Below are 20,403 nucleotides of genomic sequence, written 5' to 3'. Positions count from 1 at the left end.
GGCGAGGGGAGACCGGGTGCCGACGCGAGTGCTGATCGCCGACGACCAGGCGATGGTCCGCGCGGGGTTCCGGCTGATCCTCGATGGCGAGCCGGACATCGAAGTCGTCGGCGAGGCCGCCGACGGCGACCAGGCGGTGCGCCTGGCCCGCGAACTGCGCCCCGACGTCACGCTGATGGACATCCGGATGCCCGGCGTCGACGGCCTGCGCGCGACGGAACTCCTGGCCGGCGCGGGCGTCCCGGACCCGCTGCACGTCGTGATGGTGACGACGTTCGGGCTCGACGAGAACGTGCACGCGGCGCTGCGGGCGGGGGCCTGCGGGTTCCTGCTCAAGGACGCCGGGCCGAACCTGCTCGTCGAAGCCGTGCACGCGGCCGCCCACGGCGAAGCGCTCGTCTCCCCCGCGATCACCACGCGGCTGCTGGCGCACTTCTCGCGCCGCGACACCCGGCAGGCCCCGGCCCCCGAAAGCCCGCTGACCCCGCGCGAACTCGACGTCGTGAAGGCCGTGGCCAGTGGTGCGACGAACGACGAGATCTGCCGGTCACTCGTGGTTTCGCTGCCCACGGTCAAGACCCACATCGGCGCGGCCAAGCGCAAGCTGGGCGCCCGCAACCGCACCGAGATCGCCATCTGGGCGTGGGAAAGCGGCCTGGTCCGCTGACCGCGGGACGCGCACGACGACCGTCCGCGCGACGACGTCGCCGAACCGCTGCCGGCGGCGCGTCGCCAGCATGACGACGACCCCGGCCAGGCCCCACGCGAAGCCGTCGACGAGCATCAGCAGGTCCCGCACGACGAACGCGCCCAGCGTCGGGTGCCCGCCTTCGAGCGTCTGGACCCGCAGGCGCAGCCAGCGCATCGCCGGCGTCTGGCCGCCGTGCCGGTAGGGCCACCACACGAGGACGAAGCACAGCCCCGCGAAATCGAGGGCCAGCATCGTGTAGACGACGACTTCGAGGAACGGCAGCAGCGCCCGGCCGTGCGGGTGGAACAGCCAGACGACGGCGATGGCGAGCACCAGCATGGGCACGAAGACGAGCATCTCGTCCAGGAGGAACTGCACGACCCGGCGCCCGACGACCCCGATCCCCGTACCGGTCATGGGGCCCATGATCGCGGCCCCGGCGGCCGGGCGCGCGCTGAACGCCTCATACCCCGGGCCGAGACGGGCACCGGGAGTTCGTTCCCCGGGCTGATCACCGGAGCCCGCGGCCGGGCCAGGCTCGGGCGCACCCACTGCCGACGAAGGAGCCCCGGTGCGCATCTCCCGGACAGGACTGGCGGCCGCGACAGCCGCCCTCTTCGCGGCCGCGGTCCCCGCCGCGGCCGCCGACCCGCTCGCGCCGTACACGACGCAACAGCTCCACTGGGGTGACTGCCCGTTCAAACCCGCCGCGAACGACCAGCCCGTGCAGTGCGCGCTCGTCACGGTGCCGCGGGACTGGGCGAACCCCGCCTCCGGCACCGACTTGCGGGTGTCGATCAGCCGGGCCGCCGCGACCGGCGAACGGCGCGGCGCGCTCCTGCTCAACCCCGGCGGCCCGGGCGGTCAGGGCACACCGCTGGCGAGCACGCTCGCCGGGCTCGAGCCGACGGTGCACGAGCTCTACGACTTCGTCGGCATGGACCCGCGCGGCACCGGCCACGCCGGCACCGACGATGCCGGCTTCCAGTGCCGGGTCCCCGTCGGACGGCTGCCCCAGGGTTCCCTCGACGCCCGCGACCGGTCGGCGGCGAGCGTCGCGGCCCACCAACAGCTCCCGCGCGCCATCGCCGAAGCGTGCCAGAGCGACGCGCTCGCGCCGTACGTCACCACGTGGCAGACGGCCCACGACATGGACCTGATCCGCGCGCTGCTGGGCGACGAGAAGCTGAACTACCTCGGCTACTCCTACGGCACCTGGCTCGGCGCCAAGTACGCGTCCCTGTTCCCGGCGCACACGGGGAAGACCGTGCTCGACTCCAGCGTCGACTTCGACGGCCGGCTGCAGGCGGACTTCGAAGCGTTCCCGGTGATCGACCAGCGGCAGTTCGACGACGTCTACCTGCCGTGGCTGGCCCGGAACTTCCCCGCGCAGCTGGGCGGGACGGCCGCCGAGGTCAAGTCGAAGTGGGAGCGCGTCCGCGCCTACTACGGCGGCCACGGCGTCTCCCCCGACACCTTCGACGGCATCTTCGTCGGCAACGGCAGCGAGCTCCGGTGGCTGCTCGGCGCGCTGGTGTTCCTCCAGGGCGCGGCCGCGCTCGACGGGACGTCCGCCACGCCCCCGCGGGCACTGGCGGACTCGATGGATGCCGCGTCCCGCAAGGCGTTCGGCGTCCCGGCCGCGGCGGTGACGCCGGATCGGGTGGCCGCGGCGGCGCCGGACTACACGCAGCGGCCCGGCACGCGGTACGCGGTCGCGTGCGGTGACCAGCCGACGCGGTCCGCCGCCTGGTACAAGCGGCTCAGCGACCGGCAGGGCCCGCGGTACCCGCTGTTCGGCTGGGCGTACGGGCTCGGTGAGACCTGCGGCTTCTGGTCCGAGGAGCCGCAGCACGAACTCCCGGACGTGCCGCCCGCCGTGGCGGCGGACATCCTGGTCGTGCAGGGCGAATTCGACCCGCAGACCGGCTACGAGGAGGCTTCGGCCGGCGCGCGCTCGGCCGGCGTCCCGCTGGTGTCGGTGGACGACTCGCCGTTCCACGGTCAGTACGCGCTGGCGGGCAACCCGTGTGTCGACGGGCTGGTGAACGTCTTCCTCACCAAGAACTCCCGGCCCGGCACCACGACCTGCCCCGGCGTGCCGCTGCCGGGTGAAGACCGGGTGTACCCGGTCGCCGGGCCGGTGCGGAGCACGCCGCCGTCGGCCCGCACGAGCCTCGCGCCCGACGCGGCGGACGTGCGCACCCGGGTCCGGGACGAGGTCAGTTCCGTGAACCGCTAGCGGTCGCCGGGAAAGGCCGGTCACCGCGGGTCCCTCGCGGCATCGGACACGCGGCCGGTCGCTCGGCGGCCCCGACGGCAAGTCAGCGGGTACGGGACGGCCTGAGCACGATCGCGGCGACGACCGTCCACACCATCGACAGCACCCGGCCCACCGGGAGGAACGCGCTCGCGTAGGCGAAGGCCAGGGACAGCACCGAAAGCATCGCCAGACCGCCGGCGACGTACCCGAACCACCGGGCCGGTCCGGCGAACCCCCTCGCGGCTGCGAAGACGAAGATGCCCAGCGTGACGACGTTGACGACCCCTCCGGAGTAGAAGGTGCCCAGCCGCAAGGCCTGCACGGCGTCGAGCGATACCGAACCGGCGACGAGCGTCAGGGCGACGGAGAGGGCGCTCGAGACGAGCATGGCCAGCACGGAAACGACGGCGACCCCGGTCAGGGCGGGCTTGCGCGGGAGGGCCCGGGCGAAGACGGCGAAGCCGAGAACGGACACGGCCTGCAGCACGGCGGCGACGACCGCCGCGGCGGGGTTGGCGGTGTAGTAGGCCGCGACGTCGGCGGCCGGCGCGCCGGGCAGGGGCAGGCTGCGGTCGCCGAGCGCGCTGCCGGCGACCATCACCGCCAGGAAAGCGAGCAGGAAGACGGCCGCTCCGGCGATCGCCGGAGCGCGGCCGGGAGGTGCGGTGGTGGTGGACACGATGCGTGCTCCTCGGGGGACGGCGTGCGGACGGCCCGACCATCCCGCACGGGCGCCCGTGTCCGCGTCGGCGCAGAAGCGGCATCTCCGATACGTACGCCGACGTACGCCGGGTTCCCGTGTCCAGCCGGGGTGACAAGCTCAGAGCGGCCGCGCGCGCTGGGTGATCTCCTCGAACAGCTCGCCCACCCGCCGGTGCATCTCGCAGCCGCCGTCGAGGCCCGTCCAGAACCGGCGCACCGCTCCGACCAGGCGGTAGCAGACGTCCACCGGGACCAGGTAGCAGCCGGTGCCGTGCTCGGTGCCGCGGAACACGATCGCCTCGACGTCCGGTTCCGCCGCGCCCAGCAGGGGGTGGGTCGCGGCCAGGTCGGTCCAGAGGTCGGGGGGCAGGACCGTTTCCGCGGCGCCCGCCGGGCCGGGCTGGAACGCCGTGACCCGGGTGCCGCGGTGCAGGACGAACGCGAAGCCCGCCGGGACGCCGAGTCCGCGCCAGTCCAGGCAGGCCACCGGGTGCGCGGGGTCCCACAGGTAGCGCTCCGGCACCGCGCGGTAGCGCGCGTCGCCGCTTTGGGTGAACAGGAGGAAGCACGCGCGGCAGGCGCACATCAGGCCGCGGCGGCCGGTGTCCACCACGTGCCCGTGGTGCGCGGCTACCGGCGTCCCGCACAGCTCACAGCGTTCGGGCCGGGCCGGGCTCCGTTCCCGCACCGCGGCGGGAACTCCACTGTGGACACTCATGACGCGCGGCCCGCCGGCGGTCCCATGCCGATCTGGTGCAGGGCGGTGACGAACTCGACGCCCTCGATCTCCGGTGCGGCGTCGCGGATCCTGGCTTCCACCGTCGCCCGCGCCGCGCAGCCGCCGGTGTGCCACACCCGCACCACCGCGCCGTCGGTGCCCAGGTAGCCGGCCTCGCCGCCCATCTCCGCGAGCGCCCGCCGGACGCGCGCGGGCACGTCGAGGGGGTGCAGGTCGTGCAGGGTCAGCGGCCCCGAAACCCGCTCGTCGGCGGCGATCGCCTCGACCAGCGCCGGGTCGTCCGCGCGCAGCAGGGCGACGACCCGCGCGAGGCCCTCGCCGTGGAGATCCGTCAGCAGCCGGACGATTTCTTCGGTGCGCCCACGGTTTTCCCCGGCCAGCAGCGCGCCCAGAAGCGTTTCGAGGTCGGGCGTCACCGCTCCCCCGCCGTCCGGATCTCGCGCAGGATGCGGATCGCGGATCCGGACACGCTGCTCGTCGCCCCGGGGACACCGGCGCCGGTAGGGTCCTCCATGAACGGCATGAACTTGTCCGGGAACCCGGGCATGGTGCAACCGATGCAGATCCCGCCGACGTTCGGGCAGCCGCCGACGCCGTTGATCCAGCCGCGCTTGGGCACGTTGCACTTGACCACCTGGCCCCAGCACCCCAGCTTCACCAGGCACCGCGGCGATCCGTGCCGGTCGGCGAACTCGTCCTGCTCGTAGTACCCGGCGCGGTCGCAGCCCTCGTGGACGGTGTTGCCGAACAGCCACTTCGGCCGCAGCGCCTCGTCGACGTCGATCTCCGGTGCCCGCCCGGACGCCTGGAACAGCAGGTGCAGGATGGTTTCGGAGAGGTTGTCGGGCTGGACCGGGCACCCGGGCACGCAGACGATCGGCAGCCCGGGCCGCGACCGCCAGTCGCGGCCGAGGTATTCGGGCACGCCCATGGCGCCGGTCGGGTTGCCCGCCATCGCGTGCACGCCGCCGTAGCTGGCGCAGGTGCCGACGGCCAGGACCGCCATCGCCTTCGGGGCCAGCCGGTCGAGCCACTCCGCCGCCGTGACGGGCTGGCCCGTTCCGGGATCGGTGCCGAACCCCGACCAGTAGCCTTCGGCCTTGTTCGTCTCGTCGGCGATCGAGCCTTCGACGATCAGGATGAACGGGTCGAGTTCCCCGCGGTGCGCGCGGTGCCACCATTCGATGAAGCTGTCGGAGCCGCCGTCGGGGCCGCTGTGAAAATCGAGGAACGGCCAGTGCATGGCGATCTCCGGAAGGCCGGGAAGGCCGCCGAGAACGATCTCTTCGATACTCGGCTGAGTGGCCGCGGTGAGGGCCACGGATTCCCCGTCACAGCTCAGCCCGCCATTCATCCAGAGAATGTGGACGACCGGGGGCGGATTGCCGTCGCCGGCTTCGGTGGCGCTGACCATCGTCGACCCCTTCCTCGCGGGCGCGCGAGGAAGCCCACCGTAGCCCCGTCGGCCAGGCGCGGCAAGGGCACCGGACCTGCGGCGGGGACACATGTGATCGCCCGGCGGCCACCCCCGCCGCACCTTTTCCCGACTACACTGAAAATCCCAGCGAAAGGGGCAATGATCGTCATGGAATCGGCGGGCCGCACGCAGGGGGAGTCGATCGAGGTCGTCCCGGTCGAAATCGTCACGAAGATCTTTCCGGCGCGGCCGTCCGCCGTTCCGGGAATCCGGGAATTCGTCCAGGACTGCCTCGACGGCTCGCCGCTCGGGGAGGCCGAGGAGCGCGAGGTGGGCAACACGATCCTGCGCGCCCTGCTGACCGCGGCCGGACCGGCCGGCGTGCTCGAGGTCTCCTGCCGGAAGTACCCCCGGCGCGTCGAGTTCGACGTGCTGCCCTCCCGGATCCCGCAGCCGGACCCGGTCGTCCCGCCGTCGGCCGCGGCCGCCAGCTTCGCGGAGTGGCTGGCGGAAGCGTTGCGCGGCAAGGGGATCACGAAGGAGACCGCGGCCGTCCAGCTGGGAGTGTCCGCGAAGACGCTGGGCCGGTGGCTGAGCGGGCAGACCGAGCCCCGGCTGCGCGACCTGCGCCGGATCGAGGACCGGTTCGGGGACGTGCGGCTGCGGTGAGGGACACAAGTGTCCTCAGTCGGCGGCGGGCATCGCCAGCTCGATGGTGCAGCCCGCCGCGTCGGAGCTGATGTCGAGCCACTCGCAGAGCTGGTCGGACATCCAGAGGCTGGTCCCCGGCCCGTAGAAGGCGGGGCCCGCGACCGGCCGGTCGCTGTGCAGCGTGCACACGATCCGGCCGGCCGCAGGCCGCACCCAGACGGCCGCCCGGTCGATGCCGCGCTCGAGCAGGTAGGCGATCGCCTCGCCGACGGCGACACCGAACAGCGTCGCGGCGTTCTCGGACCGAAGCAGAGCGCTCGCCCTGTCGAGCACGTGCCGCCGGACGGCGACCAGGTCCCCCTCGAAGCGGAAGAGGTCGGCGGCCAGGCCCGGCTGCTGGTCCGCGCCGGCCCCGCCGACGTCCTCGGGCGCGGCGAACTGCGCGGACGGCCGGACCTGCCCGTCGACGAGGCACTCGGGGTGCGTGCGGCGGGCGTCGGCGACCACGGTCGCGTCGACGGTCCTGGTGTCGTACGGGCAGATCATCCAGATCCGGGTGCCGGCCAGGACCACGTTGAACCCCGCCTCGGTGCGCTGCCACGTCGCTTCGTCGCGCGGCACGCCGGACCGCGCGGGCTCGGCGAGGATGCGCACGGTGCCGGTCGGCGTGGTGTCCCGGTGCCGGGTCCAGTACCGGTGCAGGGCCCCGGCCAGCTTCGCCGGCGCCCGGCCGAAGTAGGCCGATTCGGCGACCGCGATCCGGCCGGCTTCGGCGCCCATCACCGCGTGCAGCAGCTCGAGGTTGGCCGCCGTCGTGGTGACCAGGACCGGCTCGCCGCGGCGCAACCCGTCCTGGGCGAACGGCACGGCCATCGCGAGGAACTCGATGTCGCTCCCGTAGAGGCACCCTTGGTGGCGGAAGCCGGCCTCCCGCGGGCTGCCCGGGGTCGTCATGCGTACCGAGCCCGCTCAGGCCGTGCTTCGTCGCTCTTCATATCGATCGCCTTTCCCCGGGAAGCCCCTCGGATCGCTGGGAGCGTACTCGCCGGCGCCGATTCGGCCCGTGTCCGGGGAATTGATTACACTCGTTCAGAGCAATTGCGATCAATCACCGCCACCCGGGGACACCATTGACATTCCGGCTGGACAGAGCGCCGGACACTTCTGTCCACGCCACTTCGGAGAAATTCCGACGACCAGGTGTTCGAAACCATTCCGGCCGGGTCAGGGGGAAACTTCCGTCTCCAGTCCCAGGATCCGGGTGGTGCGACGGCGGCGGAGCCAGCCGTGGGCCGAGGAGCCGTCCGGCAGCTCGTCGAGGAACGCCTTGCGCTGCGCCGACGTCATCGAGCGCCAGCGCACCGCCAGCACCGGCCGGACCGGCGGGATGAAGGCGCGCACCCGCTCGTGCGCGCCGGCCACGCGGATGTCGTACTCCCGGTCCGGCCGGTACGACAGCTCGAGGTCGATCAGGGGCTCCGCGCCGCCGGCCCGGTGCCGGCACCGCGAGAGGATCCGGGCGAGCTCGTCGATCGCGAGCTGCACGAGGCAGGGCATCTGGTCCTGCCAGCGGCCGAGGCGCGGGGCGTGCACCGCCGCCGCGGTCGCCTCGTCCGCCAGCACGATCAGCGCGCGGACCGCGGTGCCGGCCAGCTCGACGCGGATCCGCCGCCGGTCCGCGTCGACGGCGAACCGCAGCACGCGGCCGGCCACGACGGTCCCCGAGCGCAGCCCGACCCACTCCTCGACGGCGTCGGGCGAAGGGCAGGACGACACGAAGGTGAACGCCAGTTCGTCGCCGGCGAGGTGCATCGCCACCGGGAACAACGAACCGAGGTCGTGCATGAACGCCGAGCCGATGACGAGTGCGGCCCGCGAGCCGCCTCCGGTCATCGCCTCCTCCCTCCCGTGCGCTACACCTGCAGATCGGCTTCGATGCGTTTGAGGTAGTGCCGCGCCAGCGCCAGGTTCGCCCGTTCGCGGTCCAGCACCAGGTAGAGGAACAGCGAGTTCCGGTTCGTGTTCAGCAGCCGGATCAGGTGGTACTGGCGGTGCAGCGTGATCAGGATGTCCTCGATGCTGTCGTTCAGCGCGAGCGAGGACATCACCCGCATCTTCGACCGCACGACCTCCGTGTTGCCGGCCGCCGCGACCTCCAGGTCCAGCCATTCGCCGCCCCCGCTGGTGCCGAGCGACATCCCGCTGTCGTAGTCGACCAGGGCGACCCCGACGGCACCGGTGATGGACATTGCTTCCTTGAGCGCCGTGTCGATGTTCATCATCATGCTGCTTTCCTTCCGTTGAACGGCAACGTTGCGCTACGCGGCCAGGATCGCGCCGATCCGTTCGATCACCGGCCGGGCCTCGAACAGGAGGCGCCCGACATTGAGCCCCTTGTCCCCGAGGACGACCATCAACGCCAGCCGTCCGACGGCGTACACGGCCATGTAGCCGTCGCTGCCGAACACCACGGTCTGGCTCAGCGTGCCCTTCCCGGTCATTTCCGCCGCCTGGCGCGCGATCCCGAGGTCGGCCGCGGCGAGCGCGGAGATCTTGGCCGGGTCGATGTAGTCGTCCGCGTCGGCGATGATCGGGATCCCGTCGACGGCGGCCAGCACCGAGCCGGTCACCCCGGCAACGGTTTCCCGCAGGTCGCGCAGCTCGGCGGCCAGTGCTTCGAAGTCCAAGACTCTTTTCTTTCTGCTTCACGCCGAATGCGCGCAGGGAAAATCGCACAAGCGCACAGCTGGTGAATTCAATCAACCGTTCGGGTAGCTCTCGCCGCGGAACCCTACCGCCATCATTACTGGCCGCCAATCAACCCCGGCACACTCAGTCGAGTATTACACGATCGGGTGAAACACTCTTAGTTTCTGAAACGGGACACCATTTGCCCCCGCTGCCCGTTGTCCATTGATCACCGTCGCATGATTCTTTTCTGTTTCAAGATCTCGGAACGCCGCGGGCGGGCCCGTGAACTGCCCGGATGACGACCGCCGCACGACGGCTTCCGGCGGCGTCGCTGCCCGCGGGACGGTGGCGGCGCGTCCGGTCCCGGGCGGGAAGATCGTCCGTGTGCCGGCGCGGGCTCCGGGTCGGCCGACCTCCGTACCGCGTCTCCGTAGTTGCCCCGACGCGCCCGGCGTTCGCGGCGGCGATCGTGGGCCGCATGACGAAACAGCTTGTGGTGACCGAGCGGCGCCGGCTCACGGCGGTCCGTGCGGCTCGGTTGTTCGACGGGGTGGGCGCGGCCGCGGTGCCGGACCCGCTGGTGGTGCTCGACGGCGCCACGATCCTGGGCGTCGAGTCCGGCGGGACCGCGCCGGACGGCGCCGACGTCGTGGACCTGGCCGGCACGACGCTGCTGCCCGGCCTGGTCGACACGCACGTCCACCTGGCCTTCGACGCCAGTTCCGACCCGGTCGCCCGGCTCGCCGCGCGCGACGACGACCAGGCACTGGCCGCGATGGCCGAGGCCGGGCGCGCGTCGCTGCGCGCGGGCGTCACGACCGTGCGGGACCTCGGCGACCGCGGCTACCTCTCCCTGGCCCTGCGCGGGCGGGCCGACCAGCCGACGGTCGTCGCCGCCGGGCCGCCGATCACCAGCCCCGGCGGGCACTGCCACTTCCTCGGCGGGGTCGCGGAGGCGAGCGAGGCCGGGGTGCGGAGGGCGGTGCGCGAGCACGTCGACCGCGGGACCGACGTCATCAAGATCATGGCCAGCGGCGGGACGATGACGCCGGGCACGCGCCAGGAAGACGCGCAGTTCGACCGGGCCGTCCTGCGGGCCGCCGTCGACGAGGCGCACCGCCACGGGCTGCCGGTGACCGCCCACGCGCACGGCACCCCGGCCATCGCCGACGCCCTCGCGGCGGGCGTGGACGGCATGGAACACGTGTCGTTCTGGACCGCCACCGGCGTCGACCACGACGAGGAGCTGCTGCGCGCCCTCGTGGACCGGGGCGTGGCGGTCGGCGCGACCGTCGGCATGGTGCCGGTCGAGGGCCTGGCCCCGCCCGAGGAGATCGCCCGGCGGCTGCCGGGAGTCGCCGCGAACTACCGGCGGCTGCACCGGCTCGGGGCGCGCGTGGTCGCGGGGACCGACGCCGGCATCGCGCCGGTGAAACCGCACGGCGTGCTGCCGTGGGCGCCGCTGATGCTGCGCCAGCTCGGCCTTTCGCCGGCCGAGACGCTGCGGGCGATCACGTCGGTCGCGGCGGGCGTGTGCGGGCTCGCGCACCGCAAGGGCCGCGTCGCGCCGGGCTTCGACGCCGACCTGCTGGCCGTCGACGGTGATCCGCTGGCCGACCCGCGCGCGCTGCGCCGGGTCCGGGCCGTGTGCGCGCGGGGGACGTGGATCGCATGAGGACGTTCCTGAGGGCACTCGTCGCGGGACTGGCCCGGGCCGCGTGGTTCCCGGCGCCGGTGTGGCCGCGGTTCCGGTGGCCCGGAGAACCACGCTGAGCGGGCCCGGGCGCCGTATCGTACTGGCGCATGGAGCTCGGTCGGGGGTTCGTCGGCCGGACCGGCGAGCTGGACCTGCTGCGCGCCGGTCTCGAGGGGGCGCGGGCCGGGCGCGGCCGTCTGGTGCTCGTCGTCGGGGAGCCGGGCATCGGCAAGACGAGCCTGGCCCGCGAGCTGGCCCGGCACGCCGAGGGGGCGGGCGTGCCGGCCGGCTGGGGCCGCGCGAGCGACGACGAAGGCAGCCCGCCGTACTGGGTCTTCCGGCAGCTGGCCCGCTCGCTCGGGCGGCCGTTCCCGATCGACGGCGCGGACGGCTCGGCCGAGGCGCGGTTCGCCGCCTTCGAAGCCTTCGCCGACGCCCTGCGCGAGGCGGCCACCCCGCACGGCCTGCTCGCGGTGCTGGACGACCTGCAGTGGGCCGACGCGGCTTCCCTCGCGTTGCTGGTGCACCTCGCCCGCGACCTCGACCGCGCGCCGGTCATGCTCGTGGTGACCTACCGCGACACCGAAACCACCGGCCGGGAGGCGCTCACCACGGCGCTGGCGGCGCTGGCCCGCGAGCCGGTCCTGACCCGGATCCGGCTGGCCGGCCTCACCGAGGCCGAGGTCGTCGAGCAGCTGGGGCACGCCGACGTCTCCCCCGCCGTCGCGGCACTGGTGAGCCGCCGGTCGGGGGGCAACCCGTTCTTCGTGGCGGAACTGGCCCGGCTGGCCCGTACCGACGGGGACGCGCTGCCGGACGGCGTGGTCGACACCGTCCGGGCGCGCCTGGCCCGGCTGAGCGAGCCGTGCCGCCGGCTCGTCGCGACCGCCGCCGTGCTCGGCCGCGACCTCGACCCCGCAGCCCTGGCCGAAGTCACCGGCCGGGCGACGGCCGACGTCCTCACCGATCTCGACGAGGCCGCCGACGCCGGCATCGTCACCGCGCACAGCTTCAAGCACGACCTCATCCGCGAATCCGCGGCGACCGGCCTGCCGACGGCGGCTCGGCTGACGGCGCACGCCCGGCTGGCGGCGTGGCTCGGGGACCGGGACCCGGCCCGGGTCTCCGAGATCGCCCACCACTGGCTGGAGTCGCTGCCCGTCGGTGACGCGGCGCGGGCCGCGGAGTGGGCCGAGCGCGCCGGCGACCAGGCCCTGGCCCAGCTCGCCTGGGAACGCGCGGCGGTCCTCTACCGGCGCGCGCTCGAAGCCGCCCCGGCGTCCGCCGCCTGCCGGGCCCGGCTGCGGCGGCAGGAGGGCATCGCGCACCTGCGCGGCGGGGAGATCGAGCGGGGTTCCCGGGTCCTCGAACTCGCCGCCGAGGCGGCCCGGGAAGCCGGTGACCCCGCCCTGCTCGGCGAAACGGCCCTGGCGATGGAAGGCCTGTCCGACCCGTGGGGCAGCTTCAGCGGCGCCAAGATCGCCGGCGAAGCCCTCGCCGGACTGCCCGCCGGCCACGATCCGCTGCGGGCCCGGCTGCTCGCCCTGCACGCGGGGGAAGCCGGGTTTCTCGGCAGCGACGAGGCCGAGACGGCGTCCGCCGAGGCGCTGGCGATCGCCGACCGGCTCGGCGACCCGGTCGTGCTGCGGTCGGCGTTGCGCGCCCGGCAGATGGTGCGGTCGGCCCCCGGCGGCGTTCAGGAGCGGCTGGCCCTCGCCCACCGGATGATCGCCCTCGGCGAGGACAACGGCGACGCCGACGCGGCGCAGTGGGGCCGGTTGTGGCGGTTCGACGCGCTCCTCATGCTCGGCCGGTTCGGCGAAGCCGAGCACGAGCTGACCGCGATCCGGCAGCTGGCCGACCGGCTGCGGCGGCCGCTCGCGCGCTGGCACCACCTGCGCAGCCTCGCCACGATCGCGATCGCCCGCGGCCGGTTCGACGAAGCCGTCGAGGCGCTGCAGCAGAGCTTCGCGATCGTCGCCGACCGGGCGCACATGTCCCTGCAGGGCGTGCCGATCACCGTGCTGGCCGCCATCGCCGGGCTCACCGGCCGGGCCGACCTGGTGACGCCGGCGATGGAGCGCATCTTCGCCGAGAACGCGCCGCCGTTCGTCACGCTGCTGCACGCCGCGTGGACGCTGCAGCTGGGCGACCGCGCCGGAGCGGGCGAGCTCTACCGCCGGGCGTCCGCACCCGACCCGGTTCCGGTGCCGGCCATCCTCCCCGTGGCCGCGGTGACCGTCGAGGTCGGCGCGGAGTTCGGGCCGCCCGACGCCGTCGAGCGGGCGGCCGCGATCCTGCGTCCGCACGCGTCGTTGTTCGTCACCGGCGGCGCCGGATCGATCCTCGTCACGGGTTCGGCGCACCGGTACCTCGGGCTCGCGGCGGCGGCTCTCGGCCGGCTCGACGAAGCGGTCCGGGAGTTCCGGCTCGCGATCGCGGCCAACGACGAAGCCGGTACCCCGCCCTACGCGGCGCTGGCCCGCTTCGAACTGGCGAAGGTCCTGGCGCGGCGAGCGCGTCCGGGTGACGTCGCGGAAGCACTGGGCCTGGCGGCATCGGTGTCCGCGACGGCCACGCGGCTCGGGATGTCCGTGCTGCGACGGGACACCGACGTCCTCGCCGCCACCCTGCGCGGCGACACCCCGGGCCCGCTGACCCGGCGTGAACGGGAGGTCGCCACCCACGTGGCCGACGGCCTGACGAACAGGCAGATCGCCGCGCTGCTGCACATTTCCGAGCGGACGGCGGAAAGCCACGTGCAGCACATCCTGACCAAGCTGGGGTTCACGAACCGCGCGCAGATCGCGACCTGGCGGACCGCGAACCCCGAGCGCGGGACGACCTGACCGCCGCTAGGGTGCGAACCATGACGTTGCCGAGCAGCCCGGTCCTGGTCCGCACGTGGTTCGGCGACGACGGCGCCTGGGCCGCCCTCGCGGCGGAAGTCGCGACTCCCAGCGAAGACGGTTTCCTCGCCCACCTCACGCTGGTCGACGACCCGGCGTTCGAAGGCCTGACGCCGGAAGCGCTGCGGGGCAAGCAGACCGCGGGCCCGGCCGTCTCCTTCCTCGCGGACGAGACGACCTTGACCGGCACCGAACACCCCGTCCTCGCGGTCCAGGTCCTCCCCCGCCAGGACGGCGCGCCCTTCCGGGTGCTGCCCGCGCACCTGTGGAGCGTGGAGAACAACATCAACCTGGCCAACATGGACTGGGCCGACTTCACCGGCTCGACCGGCGAGGACGGCGTCTTCCGCGGCTTCTGAACGCTCAGAACACCGAGCGCAGCAGGTCCGCCACCTCCGCTTCCGACGGCAGCCGCGGGGCGTTCTTCGTGACCGCGTCGGCCACCGCGGCCGCCGCGATCGACGGGATGTCCTCGGTGGTGACGCCGAGGTCGCGCAGCGGACGCTTGATCTCGATCGCCCCCGAGATTTCGCGGACCGCCTCGATCGCCGCGGCCGCCCAGTCCGGGGACGGCGGGACGCGCAACGCCCGCGCCGCCGTTTCGTAGGCCGGGTCCGCCGCCGGGGTGCTGAACGCCATCACCTCTTCCAGGACCGCCGCCAGCGCGACGCCGTGCGGGGTGCCCGTGTGCGCGGTCAGCGCGTGGCCGATGCCGTGGACCAGGCCGAGTCCCGACAGCGTCAGCGCGTGCCCGGCCAGGTGCGCGCCGAGCATGAGCCCCGACCGGGCCGCCAGGTCGCCGCCGTCGCGGTAGGCCGCCGGGAGCCAGCGGCCGACCAGGGTCACCGCCTGCGTGGCGTAGGCCGCCGAGAACGGGGTCGATCCGCGTGAGGCCAGCGACTCGATGCCGTGGACCAGCGCGTCCAGGCCGGTGGCGGCGGTGACCCGGGCGGGCAGGCCGAGCGTCAGTTCCGGGTCCAGCACGGCGATCCGCGGCTTCACCGACGAGTGTCCGATGTAGACCTTCCGGCGGGCGCACGTGTCCTCGGTGACGCCGAACCCGTTGGTCTCCGCGCCGGTGCCCGCGGTCGTGGGCACGGCGATCAGCGGCAGGCCGCCGGCCGCGTCCCACAGCCGGTCCGCGTCCGCCGCCGCGGCACCCGGGTTGCCCGCGAGCAGCGAAATGCCCTTCGCCGCGTCCAACGCGGACCCGCCGCCGAGGGCGAGCACGACCGCCGTCCCGAAGGAACGCAGCCGCGCGGCGCCGCGGTCGAGCTCGGCCGTCGAGGGGTTCGGGCCGACGTCCTCGTGCACGGTGTACTCGACGCCGGCGCGCGCGAGGATCTTCTCGACCCGGGAAACGATCCCGGTGGCCCGCAGGCCGCGGTCGGTGACCACGAACACCCGGGAGTGGCTGAGGGCTTCGACGAAGCCGGGCAGCTCGGCGACGACGCCCGGGCCGTACTCGGTGCGGCCGGTCGGCTCGACGGACAGGCGCATGCGGGTCTCCTTCAGACGACCGGAACGGTGGGCATCGGCAGGCGGAAGGTCCGGCCCGCCCACGTTTCGTACAACCGGACGGGGCTCATTTCGCCGGCGAGGTCACCGTAGGCCGCCTTCGCCCGGCGGAAGATCTGCTCGACGAGCGCGGACAGCTCGGCCGGCACCCCGACGTCGCGGCCGAGGTCGACGGCCAGGCCCAGGTCCTTGCAGGCCAGCACCATCGCGAACGAGTCGTCGTAGTCGCCGTCGACCAGGATGGACAGCACGTCCTCCTCGAGGAAGTGCGAAGCGGCCGGGCTGGCCAGCAGGGCCGAACGCAGCACGCCGAGGTCGACGCCGGCCTTGACGCCCATCGCGAGCACCTCCGACGTCGCCACGACGTGGCAGAACCACAGGAGGTTGATCATCAGCTTGACGGTGTAGCCGTGCCCGGCCGCGCCGACGTGCAGCACCTTCTCGGGCTCGCCGAGCACCTCCAGCAGCGGCAGCGCCGCCCGGAAGTCGCCCGCGTCGCCGCCCGCGAAGATCTGCAGCGTGCCGGCCTCGGCCCCGCGCGCCATGCCGCTGACCGGGGCGTCGAGCCGCCGGACGCCGCGGGCGTCGAGCACTTCTTCGGCGACGCGCCGGGCCACCGCGGGCGTCGAAGTGGACATGTCGATCCAGAGCGCGCCGGGGGCGAGCGCTTCGGCCGCGCCGCCGCGCAGGAGGACGTCCTCGACCACGCGCGGCGTCGGCAGCATGGTGATGAGCACGTCGACGCCGTCGGCGCAGGTGGCGGGGCTGTCGACCCAGCGCGCGCCGAGCGCGAGGTGCTCGAGCGCGGCTTCGGAGCGCGCGTCGTGCACCGTGAGGTCGTGGCCGGCGAGGATCAGGTGCCGGGCCATGGGACGGCCCATGGTGCCGAGGCCGATGAAACCGATCTTCATGCTAGGTCTCCGGGAGGTTGAGCCAGGTGGTCTTGAGGGCGGTGTAGGCGTCGAGGGCGTGCAGGGACTTGTCGCGACCGGCGCCGGTCGCCTTGAAGCCGCCGAACGGGGTGATCACGTCGCTCGCGTCGAAGGTGTTGATCCACACCGTGCCGGCGCGCAACCGTTTCGCGACGCGATGGGCGGTGGTGAGGTCGCGCGTCCAGACCGACGCCACCAGGCCGAAGTCGGTGTCGTTGGCCAGGCGGACGCCTTCGTCCGGCGAGCCGTCGTAGGTGAGCACCGACAGCACCGGGCCGAAGACCTCTTCGCGCTCGATGGTCGTGCCGGGGCGGACGTCGTCGACGATGGTCGGGTCGAGGGTCAGGCCGTCGTGGGTCCCGCCGTGCACGATCGTGCCGCCCTCGGCGCGGGCGGTGTCGAGGTAGCCGAGGACGCGGTCGAGCTGGACGGCGTCGACGAGCGGGCCGAGCACGGTCGCCGGGTCCAGCGGGTCGCCCGGCCGGAACGTCTCCTCGGTGATCTTGACGACCTCGGCGAGCAGCCGGTCCTTCAGCGCGGCGGGCACGATCACCCGCGAACCGGCGTTGCAGGTCTGGCCGGCGTTGTAGAAGATGCCCCACGCCACCGCGGAAGCGGCGGCGGAGAGGTCGGCGTCGGGCAGGATCAGCTGCGGCGACTTGCCGCCGGCCTCCACCGCGACCTGCTTGCCGTTGGACTCCCCGGCGTAGACCTGGAAGAGCCGCGCGACCTCGGCCGAGCCGGTGAAGGCGATCTTGTCGACGCCCGGGTGGCGCCCGAGGGCCTGGCCGACGACTTCGCCGCGGCCGGGGACGACGTTGAGCACGCCGTCCGGCAGCCCGGCTTCGCTCGCCAGCCGGGCCAGGAGCAGCGCGGCCAGCGACGTCTGTTCGGCGGGCTTGAGCACCACCGAGTTGCCGGTCGCCAGGGCCGGGCCGAGCTTCCAGGACGCGATGAGCAGGGCGTAGTTCCACGGCACGACCGCGCCGACCACGCCGAGGGGCTCGCGGGTGATCCAGGCGAGGGCGTCGCCGCCGGTCGGGGCGACCTCGTCGTAGGTCTTGTCGATCGCCTCGGCGTACCAGGCGATCGTCTCGGCCGTCTTGGCGACGTCGACGCGCTGGGACTCGCTGATCGGCTTGCCCATTTCGAGGGTGTCGAGCAGGGCGAGCTCGGCCGTGTGCGCGGTGACGGCGTCGGCCCAGCGCAGCAGGATCGCCTTGCGCTCGCGGGGTGGCAGCTCGCGCCAGCGTCCGTCCTCGAAGGACTCGCGGGCCGCGCGGACCGCGCGGTCGACGTCTTCTTCGCTGCCCGCGGGGATGCGGGCGATCTCCCGGCCGTCGCGCGGCGAGATGCTCGGGAAGGTTTCGTCCGAAGTGGACTCCACGTGCCTGCCGCCGATGAACGGCCGCGTCTCGGGGGCCAGTTTTTCCGCCGCCGCCAGCCAGTCCTGGTGGGTCAGATCCGCCACCGGTCCACCGCCTCCTCGTCCAGTTCGATGCCGAGCCCGGGCCGCTGCGGGACCTCGAGCTCGCCCGCCGCGGTGATCATCACGGACTCGGCCAGCATGAAGTCCCGGCGCTCGGGCGTCCACCCCGGCGGATCCCACGGGAACTCGAAGTACGGGCCGCCGCCGACGCCGGCCGAGACGTGCAGGTTGGCCAGCACGCCGATGCCGTTGGTCCAGCTGTGCGGGGTGAACGCGCGGTGCTTGAGCTGCGCGAGCTCGGCCAGCGTCCGGGCGCGGTGCATGCCGACCGCGAGCACGACGTCCATCTGGTAGACGTCGAGGACGTCTTCTTCGAGGTAGCGCACCAGTTCCGGCACGGAGTGGTGCATCTCCCCCGCCGCGATCCGGACGCCGGGGTTCTCCGCGCGGAGCGTCTTGAAGCCGTCGAGGTCGTGGTACGGCAAGGGTTCTTCGACCCAGAAGACGTCCAGCTCGGCGAGCCGGCGGACCAGCTTGCGGGTCTTGGCCAGATCGGACGCGGGCGCGGTGTCGCCCGCCATCCGCCAGGACTGGTTGAGGTCGACCATGATCTCGAAGTCCGGCCCCAAGGCCTCGCGCACGGCGGCCACCGCGGCGACGCCGTCGTCCACCCGGTCGCGGTCGATGCGGATCTTCATGGCGCGGAAGCCGGCCTCACGGGCCCGCAGCGCCGTCTCGACGCGCTCCTCGGGCGACTTCAGCTCGGCCGAAGAGGCGTACGCGGGCAGTGCGCGGGCGGAGTTCCCGAACAGCGTCGCGACGGGCAGGCCCGCGACCTGGCCGATGATGTCCCAGAGCGCGACTTCGAGCGGCCAGAAGCAGCCGCCGTGGAAGTTGGCCGTCTCGATCGCCTTGACGTGCCGGACGATGTCGAGGGGATCTTCGCCGAGGAACAGGTGCTCGACCGCGGCGAAGCCGGCCATGGTGTCGCCGGAGCCGATGCCGGTGACGCCGTCGTCGGTGTGGACGCGCACGATCGTGGCGTCGAAGTGGCGCCGCGGGTCCGGGTCCCAGGCCGCGCGCAACGGCGGGTCCAGCTCCAGCCGCAGGTGGTCGAGCGTGATGCCGGTGATCTTCATCGGGCCACCGCCTCCCGGGACGGCGTGTAGAAGGGGTTGGCGGCGCCCGCGCGGGCCGCTTCGAGCACTTCGGCGGCCGTGGGGGTGCCTGCGACGGCGGCGCGGATCGCCCGGGCGGCGGCTTCGCGCTGGTTGGCGAAGGCCGTGTCGAGGTCGTCGACCTCGGGGTTCACCCAGATGGCGGCGATGAGCAGCAGGGCGCCGGTCTCGTCGGCGGGGATGTCCCCGGCCTCGACGGCGTCGACGACGCCCTGCGCGAGCCCGGCCTGCGCGGCACCCCAGGTGGCGCGGCGGTGCAGGTCCGTCTCGGCGGCGGCCTTGGGCACGAACAGCGTCGGCGGCTGGACCGGCACGGACGGGCGCAGCACGGTCACGAAGGGCACGTGACCGGCGCTGGGGGTGGCGAGGGCGGTGGCCCACGCGGCTTCCACCGGTCCGCCCCGGCGGCCCAGCACGACGTTCGTGTGGGCGGCGTTGGCGCCCTCGCCGACGAAGGCCTCGCCGATGAGCGCGGTGGACGCGAAAGTCATGGGTGCTCCAGGTCGATGGGTGGGCGGCGGGATCGACGGTAAGAGCGCCCGGAAACGGCGGGCAAGGCCCGGCGGGACATCGCAACGCGGGTTGCGCTGGCGCCAACCCCGGCCTTGGCCGGTGGTCACCTTGCCGGCGGACCACGGAGGTACCTTTCCCGGCATGGACGACACCCGGCACCAGGGGCACGGCCTGCGCCGCGACCTGGACCTCCTCGAGGCGCTCGCCTCGCCCGAGGCACAGCGCGCCGGAGAGCTGGGCGTCGTCCGCCTCGCGCAGCTCACCGGGCGGGAGAAGAGCCAGGTGTCGCGGGCGCTCAAGGCACTCGCCGAGGAGGGCATCGTCGAACGGGACCCGGACACCCTCGGCTACCGGCTCGGGTGGCGGCTGTTCTCGCTGGTCGCCCGGACGGTCGAGGACCGGCTCGTGCGCGCGGCCGAGCCCGTGATGCGGGAGCTGTCGGCCGAGCTCGAAGAGACCAACCACCTGTGCGTGCTGCGCGACCAGGAGGTGCTGACGCTGCTCTCGGTGTCCGGGCACTCCTTCCGGGTGCACGGCTGGGAAGGCCGCGGCGTGCCGGCGTACTGCACGTCGGCGGGGCGCGTGCTGCTCCTCGACGCCACGCCCGACGACCTGTACGTCCGCTTCCCCGCACTGGCCGCCGACCACCCACTGTCCGAAGTGCACACTCTGCCCGAGCTGTGGGCGAAGATCCAGCAGGCCCGCCGCGACGGCTACGCCCGGGTCCGCGAGGAGTTCGAGGCCGGCCTGGTCGGCGTTTCCGCGCCGATCCGGGACTTCCGCGGCCGGGTCGTCGCCGCCCTGAACGTCTCGGCGCCCGCCGGACGGCTCGGCGAGGGCCTCGACGCCGCGGGCCTCGTCACGGCGAAGGCCGCCGCGCGGGTCTCCGCGCACCTCGGCTGGGAGGCGCGCCCGAAACCGCCGCCCACCGCCCGGCTGACCTGAGTGGCCCGCCGCGCGGCGCACAGGCTGTCGTGAGTGTTCAGGGCGGTGGGAGCCGCCCCTGAACACTCACGACGCCTTGCGCGGGCACTCGGTCCGGACGCCCGGTTCCGGACCGGCGGGGCCCGGACT

Annotated in this window: 21 protein-coding genes; 7 read left to right on the top strand and 14 right to left on the bottom strand. The window is 73.6% G+C overall.

Annotated features, from left to right (window positions below; translation table 11 throughout):
• The first annotated feature begins 16 nt into the window (after positions 1-16).
• Positions 17-667: a transcriptional regulator gene (locus ACYVLJ_RS21395; protein ID WP_460439993.1), complete on the top strand. Its 651-nt coding sequence runs from the start codon at positions 17-19 to the stop codon at positions 665-667.
• Here the strand turns inward: ACYVLJ_RS21395 and ACYVLJ_RS21390 are convergent.
• Positions 548-1,108 carry an RDD family protein gene (locus ACYVLJ_RS21390; RefSeq protein WP_460439992.1) on the bottom strand — a complete coding sequence of 187 codons (561 nt, stop codon included), beginning with the start codon at positions 1,106-1,108 and terminating at the stop codon, positions 548-550. The two genes, ACYVLJ_RS21395 and ACYVLJ_RS21390, sit on opposite strands and share 120 nt — an antisense overlap.
• Before the next feature lie 154 nt (positions 1,109-1,262).
• Here ACYVLJ_RS21390 and ACYVLJ_RS21385 point away from each other — a divergent pair, with 154 nt between their 5' ends.
• On the top strand, positions 1,263-2,933 hold the full coding sequence (locus ACYVLJ_RS21385) for an alpha/beta hydrolase family protein (RefSeq protein WP_460439991.1): 1,671 nt from the start codon (positions 1,263-1,265) through the stop codon (positions 2,931-2,933).
• Positions 2,934-3,015: 82 nt separating this feature from the next.
• Here ACYVLJ_RS21385 and ACYVLJ_RS21380 read toward each other — a convergent pair whose 3' ends face one another.
• The 4 genes from ACYVLJ_RS21380 to ACYVLJ_RS21365 form a co-directional block, all read right to left on the bottom strand.
• A complete protein-coding gene (locus ACYVLJ_RS21380; RefSeq protein WP_460439990.1) occupies positions 3,016-3,633 on the bottom strand; it encodes a hypothetical protein in 618 nt (205 codons plus the stop codon).
• Between the two features lie 141 nt (positions 3,634-3,774).
• On the bottom strand, positions 3,775-4,344 hold the full coding sequence (locus tag ACYVLJ_RS21375; RefSeq protein WP_451981014.1) for a DUF5947 family protein: 570 nt from the start codon (positions 4,342-4,344) through the stop codon (positions 3,775-3,777).
• Positions 4,345-4,370: 26 nt separating this feature from the next.
• The gene (locus ACYVLJ_RS21370) at positions 4,371-4,811 is read right to left on the bottom strand and encodes a NifU family protein (RefSeq protein ID WP_460439989.1); all 441 of its coding nucleotides are present in this window, start codon (positions 4,809-4,811) and stop codon (positions 4,371-4,373) included.
• Positions 4,808-5,809 carry an NADH-quinone oxidoreductase subunit B family protein gene (locus ACYVLJ_RS21365; RefSeq protein ID WP_460439988.1) on the bottom strand — a complete coding sequence of 334 codons (1,002 nt, stop codon included), beginning with the start codon at positions 5,807-5,809 and terminating at the stop codon, positions 4,808-4,810. Before ACYVLJ_RS21365 ends, ACYVLJ_RS21370 begins: the two co-directional genes overlap by 4 nt.
• A 162-nt stretch (positions 5,810-5,971) precedes the next feature.
• On the opposite strand from ACYVLJ_RS21365, the gene ACYVLJ_RS21360 reads away from it, so the two are divergent.
• Positions 5,972-6,481, top strand: a complete 510-nt coding sequence (locus tag ACYVLJ_RS21360) for a helix-turn-helix domain-containing protein (protein ID WP_460439987.1) — start codon at positions 5,972-5,974, stop codon at positions 6,479-6,481.
• A gap of 15 nt (positions 6,482-6,496) precedes the next feature.
• On the opposite strand, the gene ACYVLJ_RS21355 is transcribed toward ACYVLJ_RS21360, so the two are convergent.
• The 4 genes from ACYVLJ_RS21355 to ACYVLJ_RS21340 all read right to left on the bottom strand — a co-directional run bounded on the left by ACYVLJ_RS21355 (position 6,497) and on the right by ACYVLJ_RS21340 (position 9,150).
• Positions 6,497-7,417, bottom strand: a complete 921-nt coding sequence (locus ACYVLJ_RS21355) for an anti-sigma factor RsbA family regulatory protein (RefSeq protein ID WP_460439986.1) — start codon at positions 7,415-7,417, stop codon at positions 6,497-6,499.
• A gap of 270 nt (positions 7,418-7,687) precedes the next feature.
• A complete protein-coding gene (locus ACYVLJ_RS21350; RefSeq protein ID WP_451980999.1) occupies positions 7,688-8,356 on the bottom strand; it encodes a hypothetical protein in 669 nt (222 codons plus the stop codon).
• A gap of 20 nt (positions 8,357-8,376) precedes the next feature.
• Complete coding sequence (locus ACYVLJ_RS21345; RefSeq protein WP_451981549.1) at positions 8,377-8,742, bottom strand: hypothetical protein; 366 nt, start codon at positions 8,740-8,742, stop codon at positions 8,377-8,379.
• A gap of 39 nt (positions 8,743-8,781) precedes the next feature.
• Positions 8,782-9,150, bottom strand: a complete 369-nt coding sequence (locus tag ACYVLJ_RS21340; RefSeq protein ID WP_451980996.1) for a roadblock/LC7 domain-containing protein — start codon at positions 9,148-9,150, stop codon at positions 8,782-8,784.
• Positions 9,151-9,632: 482 nt separating this feature from the next.
• Between ACYVLJ_RS21340 and ACYVLJ_RS21335 the strand changes: the two genes are divergently transcribed.
• The 3 genes from ACYVLJ_RS21335 (at position 9,633) to ACYVLJ_RS21325 (ending at position 14,118) form a co-directional block, all read left to right on the top strand.
• Complete coding sequence (locus tag ACYVLJ_RS21335; RefSeq protein ID WP_460439985.1) at positions 9,633-10,829, top strand: amidohydrolase family protein; 1,197 nt, start codon at positions 9,633-9,635, stop codon at positions 10,827-10,829.
• A 128-nt stretch (positions 10,830-10,957) separates the two neighbouring features.
• On the top strand, positions 10,958-13,699 hold the full coding sequence (locus ACYVLJ_RS21330) for a helix-turn-helix transcriptional regulator (RefSeq protein WP_460439984.1): 2,742 nt from the start codon (positions 10,958-10,960) through the stop codon (positions 13,697-13,699).
• 20 nt (positions 13,700-13,719) lie between these two features.
• Positions 13,720-14,118: a DUF6924 domain-containing protein gene (locus ACYVLJ_RS21325; RefSeq protein ID WP_451980987.1), complete on the top strand. Its 399-nt coding sequence runs from the start codon at positions 13,720-13,722 to the stop codon at positions 14,116-14,118.
• 4 nt (positions 14,119-14,122) lie between these two features.
• Here ACYVLJ_RS21325 and ACYVLJ_RS21320 read toward each other — a convergent pair whose 3' ends face one another.
• The 5 genes from ACYVLJ_RS21320 to fae are packed head-to-tail and all read right to left on the bottom strand — an operon-like array spanning position 14,123 to position 19,307.
• Complete coding sequence (locus tag ACYVLJ_RS21320; RefSeq protein ID WP_460439983.1) at positions 14,123-15,259, bottom strand: iron-containing alcohol dehydrogenase family protein; 1,137 nt, start codon at positions 15,257-15,259, stop codon at positions 14,123-14,125.
• A gap of 11 nt (positions 15,260-15,270) precedes the next feature.
• Positions 15,271-16,188 carry an NAD(P)-dependent oxidoreductase gene (locus ACYVLJ_RS21315; protein ID WP_451980981.1) on the bottom strand — a complete coding sequence of 306 codons (918 nt, stop codon included), beginning with the start codon at positions 16,186-16,188 and terminating at the stop codon, positions 15,271-15,273.
• 1 nt (position 16,189) lies between these two features.
• The gene (locus ACYVLJ_RS21310; protein WP_460439982.1) at positions 16,190-17,680 is read right to left on the bottom strand and encodes an aldehyde dehydrogenase family protein; all 1,491 of its coding nucleotides are present in this window, start codon (positions 17,678-17,680) and stop codon (positions 16,190-16,192) included.
• Complete coding sequence (locus ACYVLJ_RS21305) at positions 17,668-18,777, bottom strand: mandelate racemase/muconate lactonizing enzyme family protein (protein WP_460439981.1); 1,110 nt, start codon at positions 18,775-18,777, stop codon at positions 17,668-17,670. Before ACYVLJ_RS21305 ends, ACYVLJ_RS21310 begins: the two co-directional genes overlap by 13 nt.
• Positions 18,774-19,307 carry a formaldehyde-activating enzyme gene (gene fae / locus ACYVLJ_RS21300; RefSeq protein ID WP_460439980.1) on the bottom strand — a complete coding sequence of 178 codons (534 nt, stop codon included), beginning with the start codon at positions 19,305-19,307 and terminating at the stop codon, positions 18,774-18,776. The genes ACYVLJ_RS21305 and fae overlap by 4 nt, the downstream gene beginning before the upstream one ends.
• 163 nt (positions 19,308-19,470) lie before the next feature.
• On the opposite strand from fae, the gene ACYVLJ_RS21295 reads away from it, so the two are divergent.
• On the top strand, positions 19,471-20,274 hold the full coding sequence (locus ACYVLJ_RS21295; RefSeq protein WP_451980969.1) for an IclR family transcriptional regulator: 804 nt from the start codon (positions 19,471-19,473) through the stop codon (positions 20,272-20,274).
• The last annotated feature ends 129 nt before the right edge of the window (positions 20,275-20,403 follow it).

It is taken from the genome of Amycolatopsis stemonae (assembly GCF_054781455.1).
The sequence above is the reverse complement of the archived record's forward strand: the minus strand, read 5'-3'. Positions and strand labels throughout refer to the sequence as shown.

What these genes read in the sequence shown, in the direction of transcription:
- ACYVLJ_RS21390 (WP_460439992.1), bottom strand. Translation starts at nt 1,108, where the DNA reads ATGACCGGTACGGGGATCGGGGTCGTCGGGCGCCGGGTCGTGCAGTTC.
- ACYVLJ_RS21365 (WP_460439988.1), bottom strand. Translation starts at nt 5,809, where the DNA reads ATGGTCAGCGCCACCGAAGCCGGCGACGGCAATCCGCCCCCGGTCGTC.
- ACYVLJ_RS21360 (WP_460439987.1), top strand. Translation starts at nt 5,972, where the DNA reads ATGATCGTCATGGAATCGGCGGGCCGCACGCAGGGGGAGTCGATCGAG.
- ACYVLJ_RS21355 (WP_460439986.1), bottom strand. Translation starts at nt 7,417, where the DNA reads ATGACGACCCCGGGCAGCCCGCGGGAGGCCGGCTTCCGCCACCAAGGG.
- ACYVLJ_RS21350 (WP_451980999.1), bottom strand. Translation starts at nt 8,356, where the DNA reads ATGACCGGAGGCGGCTCGCGGGCCGCACTCGTCATCGGCTCGGCGTTC.
- ACYVLJ_RS21345 (WP_451981549.1), bottom strand. Translation starts at nt 8,742, where the DNA reads ATGAACATCGACACGGCGCTCAAGGAAGCAATGTCCATCACCGGTGCC.
- ACYVLJ_RS21335 (WP_460439985.1), top strand. Translation starts at nt 9,633, where the DNA reads ATGACGAAACAGCTTGTGGTGACCGAGCGGCGCCGGCTCACGGCGGTC.
- ACYVLJ_RS21330 (WP_460439984.1), top strand. Translation starts at nt 10,958, where the DNA reads ATGGAGCTCGGTCGGGGGTTCGTCGGCCGGACCGGCGAGCTGGACCTG.
- ACYVLJ_RS21325 (WP_451980987.1), top strand. Translation starts at nt 13,720, where the DNA reads ATGACGTTGCCGAGCAGCCCGGTCCTGGTCCGCACGTGGTTCGGCGAC.
- ACYVLJ_RS21320 (WP_460439983.1), bottom strand. Translation starts at nt 15,259, where the DNA reads ATGCGCCTGTCCGTCGAGCCGACCGGCCGCACCGAGTACGGCCCGGGC.
- ACYVLJ_RS21315 (WP_451980981.1), bottom strand. Translation starts at nt 16,188, where the DNA reads ATGAAGATCGGTTTCATCGGCCTCGGCACCATGGGCCGTCCCATGGCC.
- ACYVLJ_RS21305 (WP_460439981.1), bottom strand. Translation starts at nt 18,777, where the DNA reads ATGAAGATCACCGGCATCACGCTCGACCACCTGCGGCTGGAGCTGGAC.
- fae (WP_460439980.1), bottom strand. Translation starts at nt 19,307, where the DNA reads ATGACTTTCGCGTCCACCGCGCTCATCGGCGAGGCCTTCGTCGGCGAG.
- ACYVLJ_RS21295 (WP_451980969.1), top strand. Translation starts at nt 19,471, where the DNA reads ATGGACGACACCCGGCACCAGGGGCACGGCCTGCGCCGCGACCTGGAC.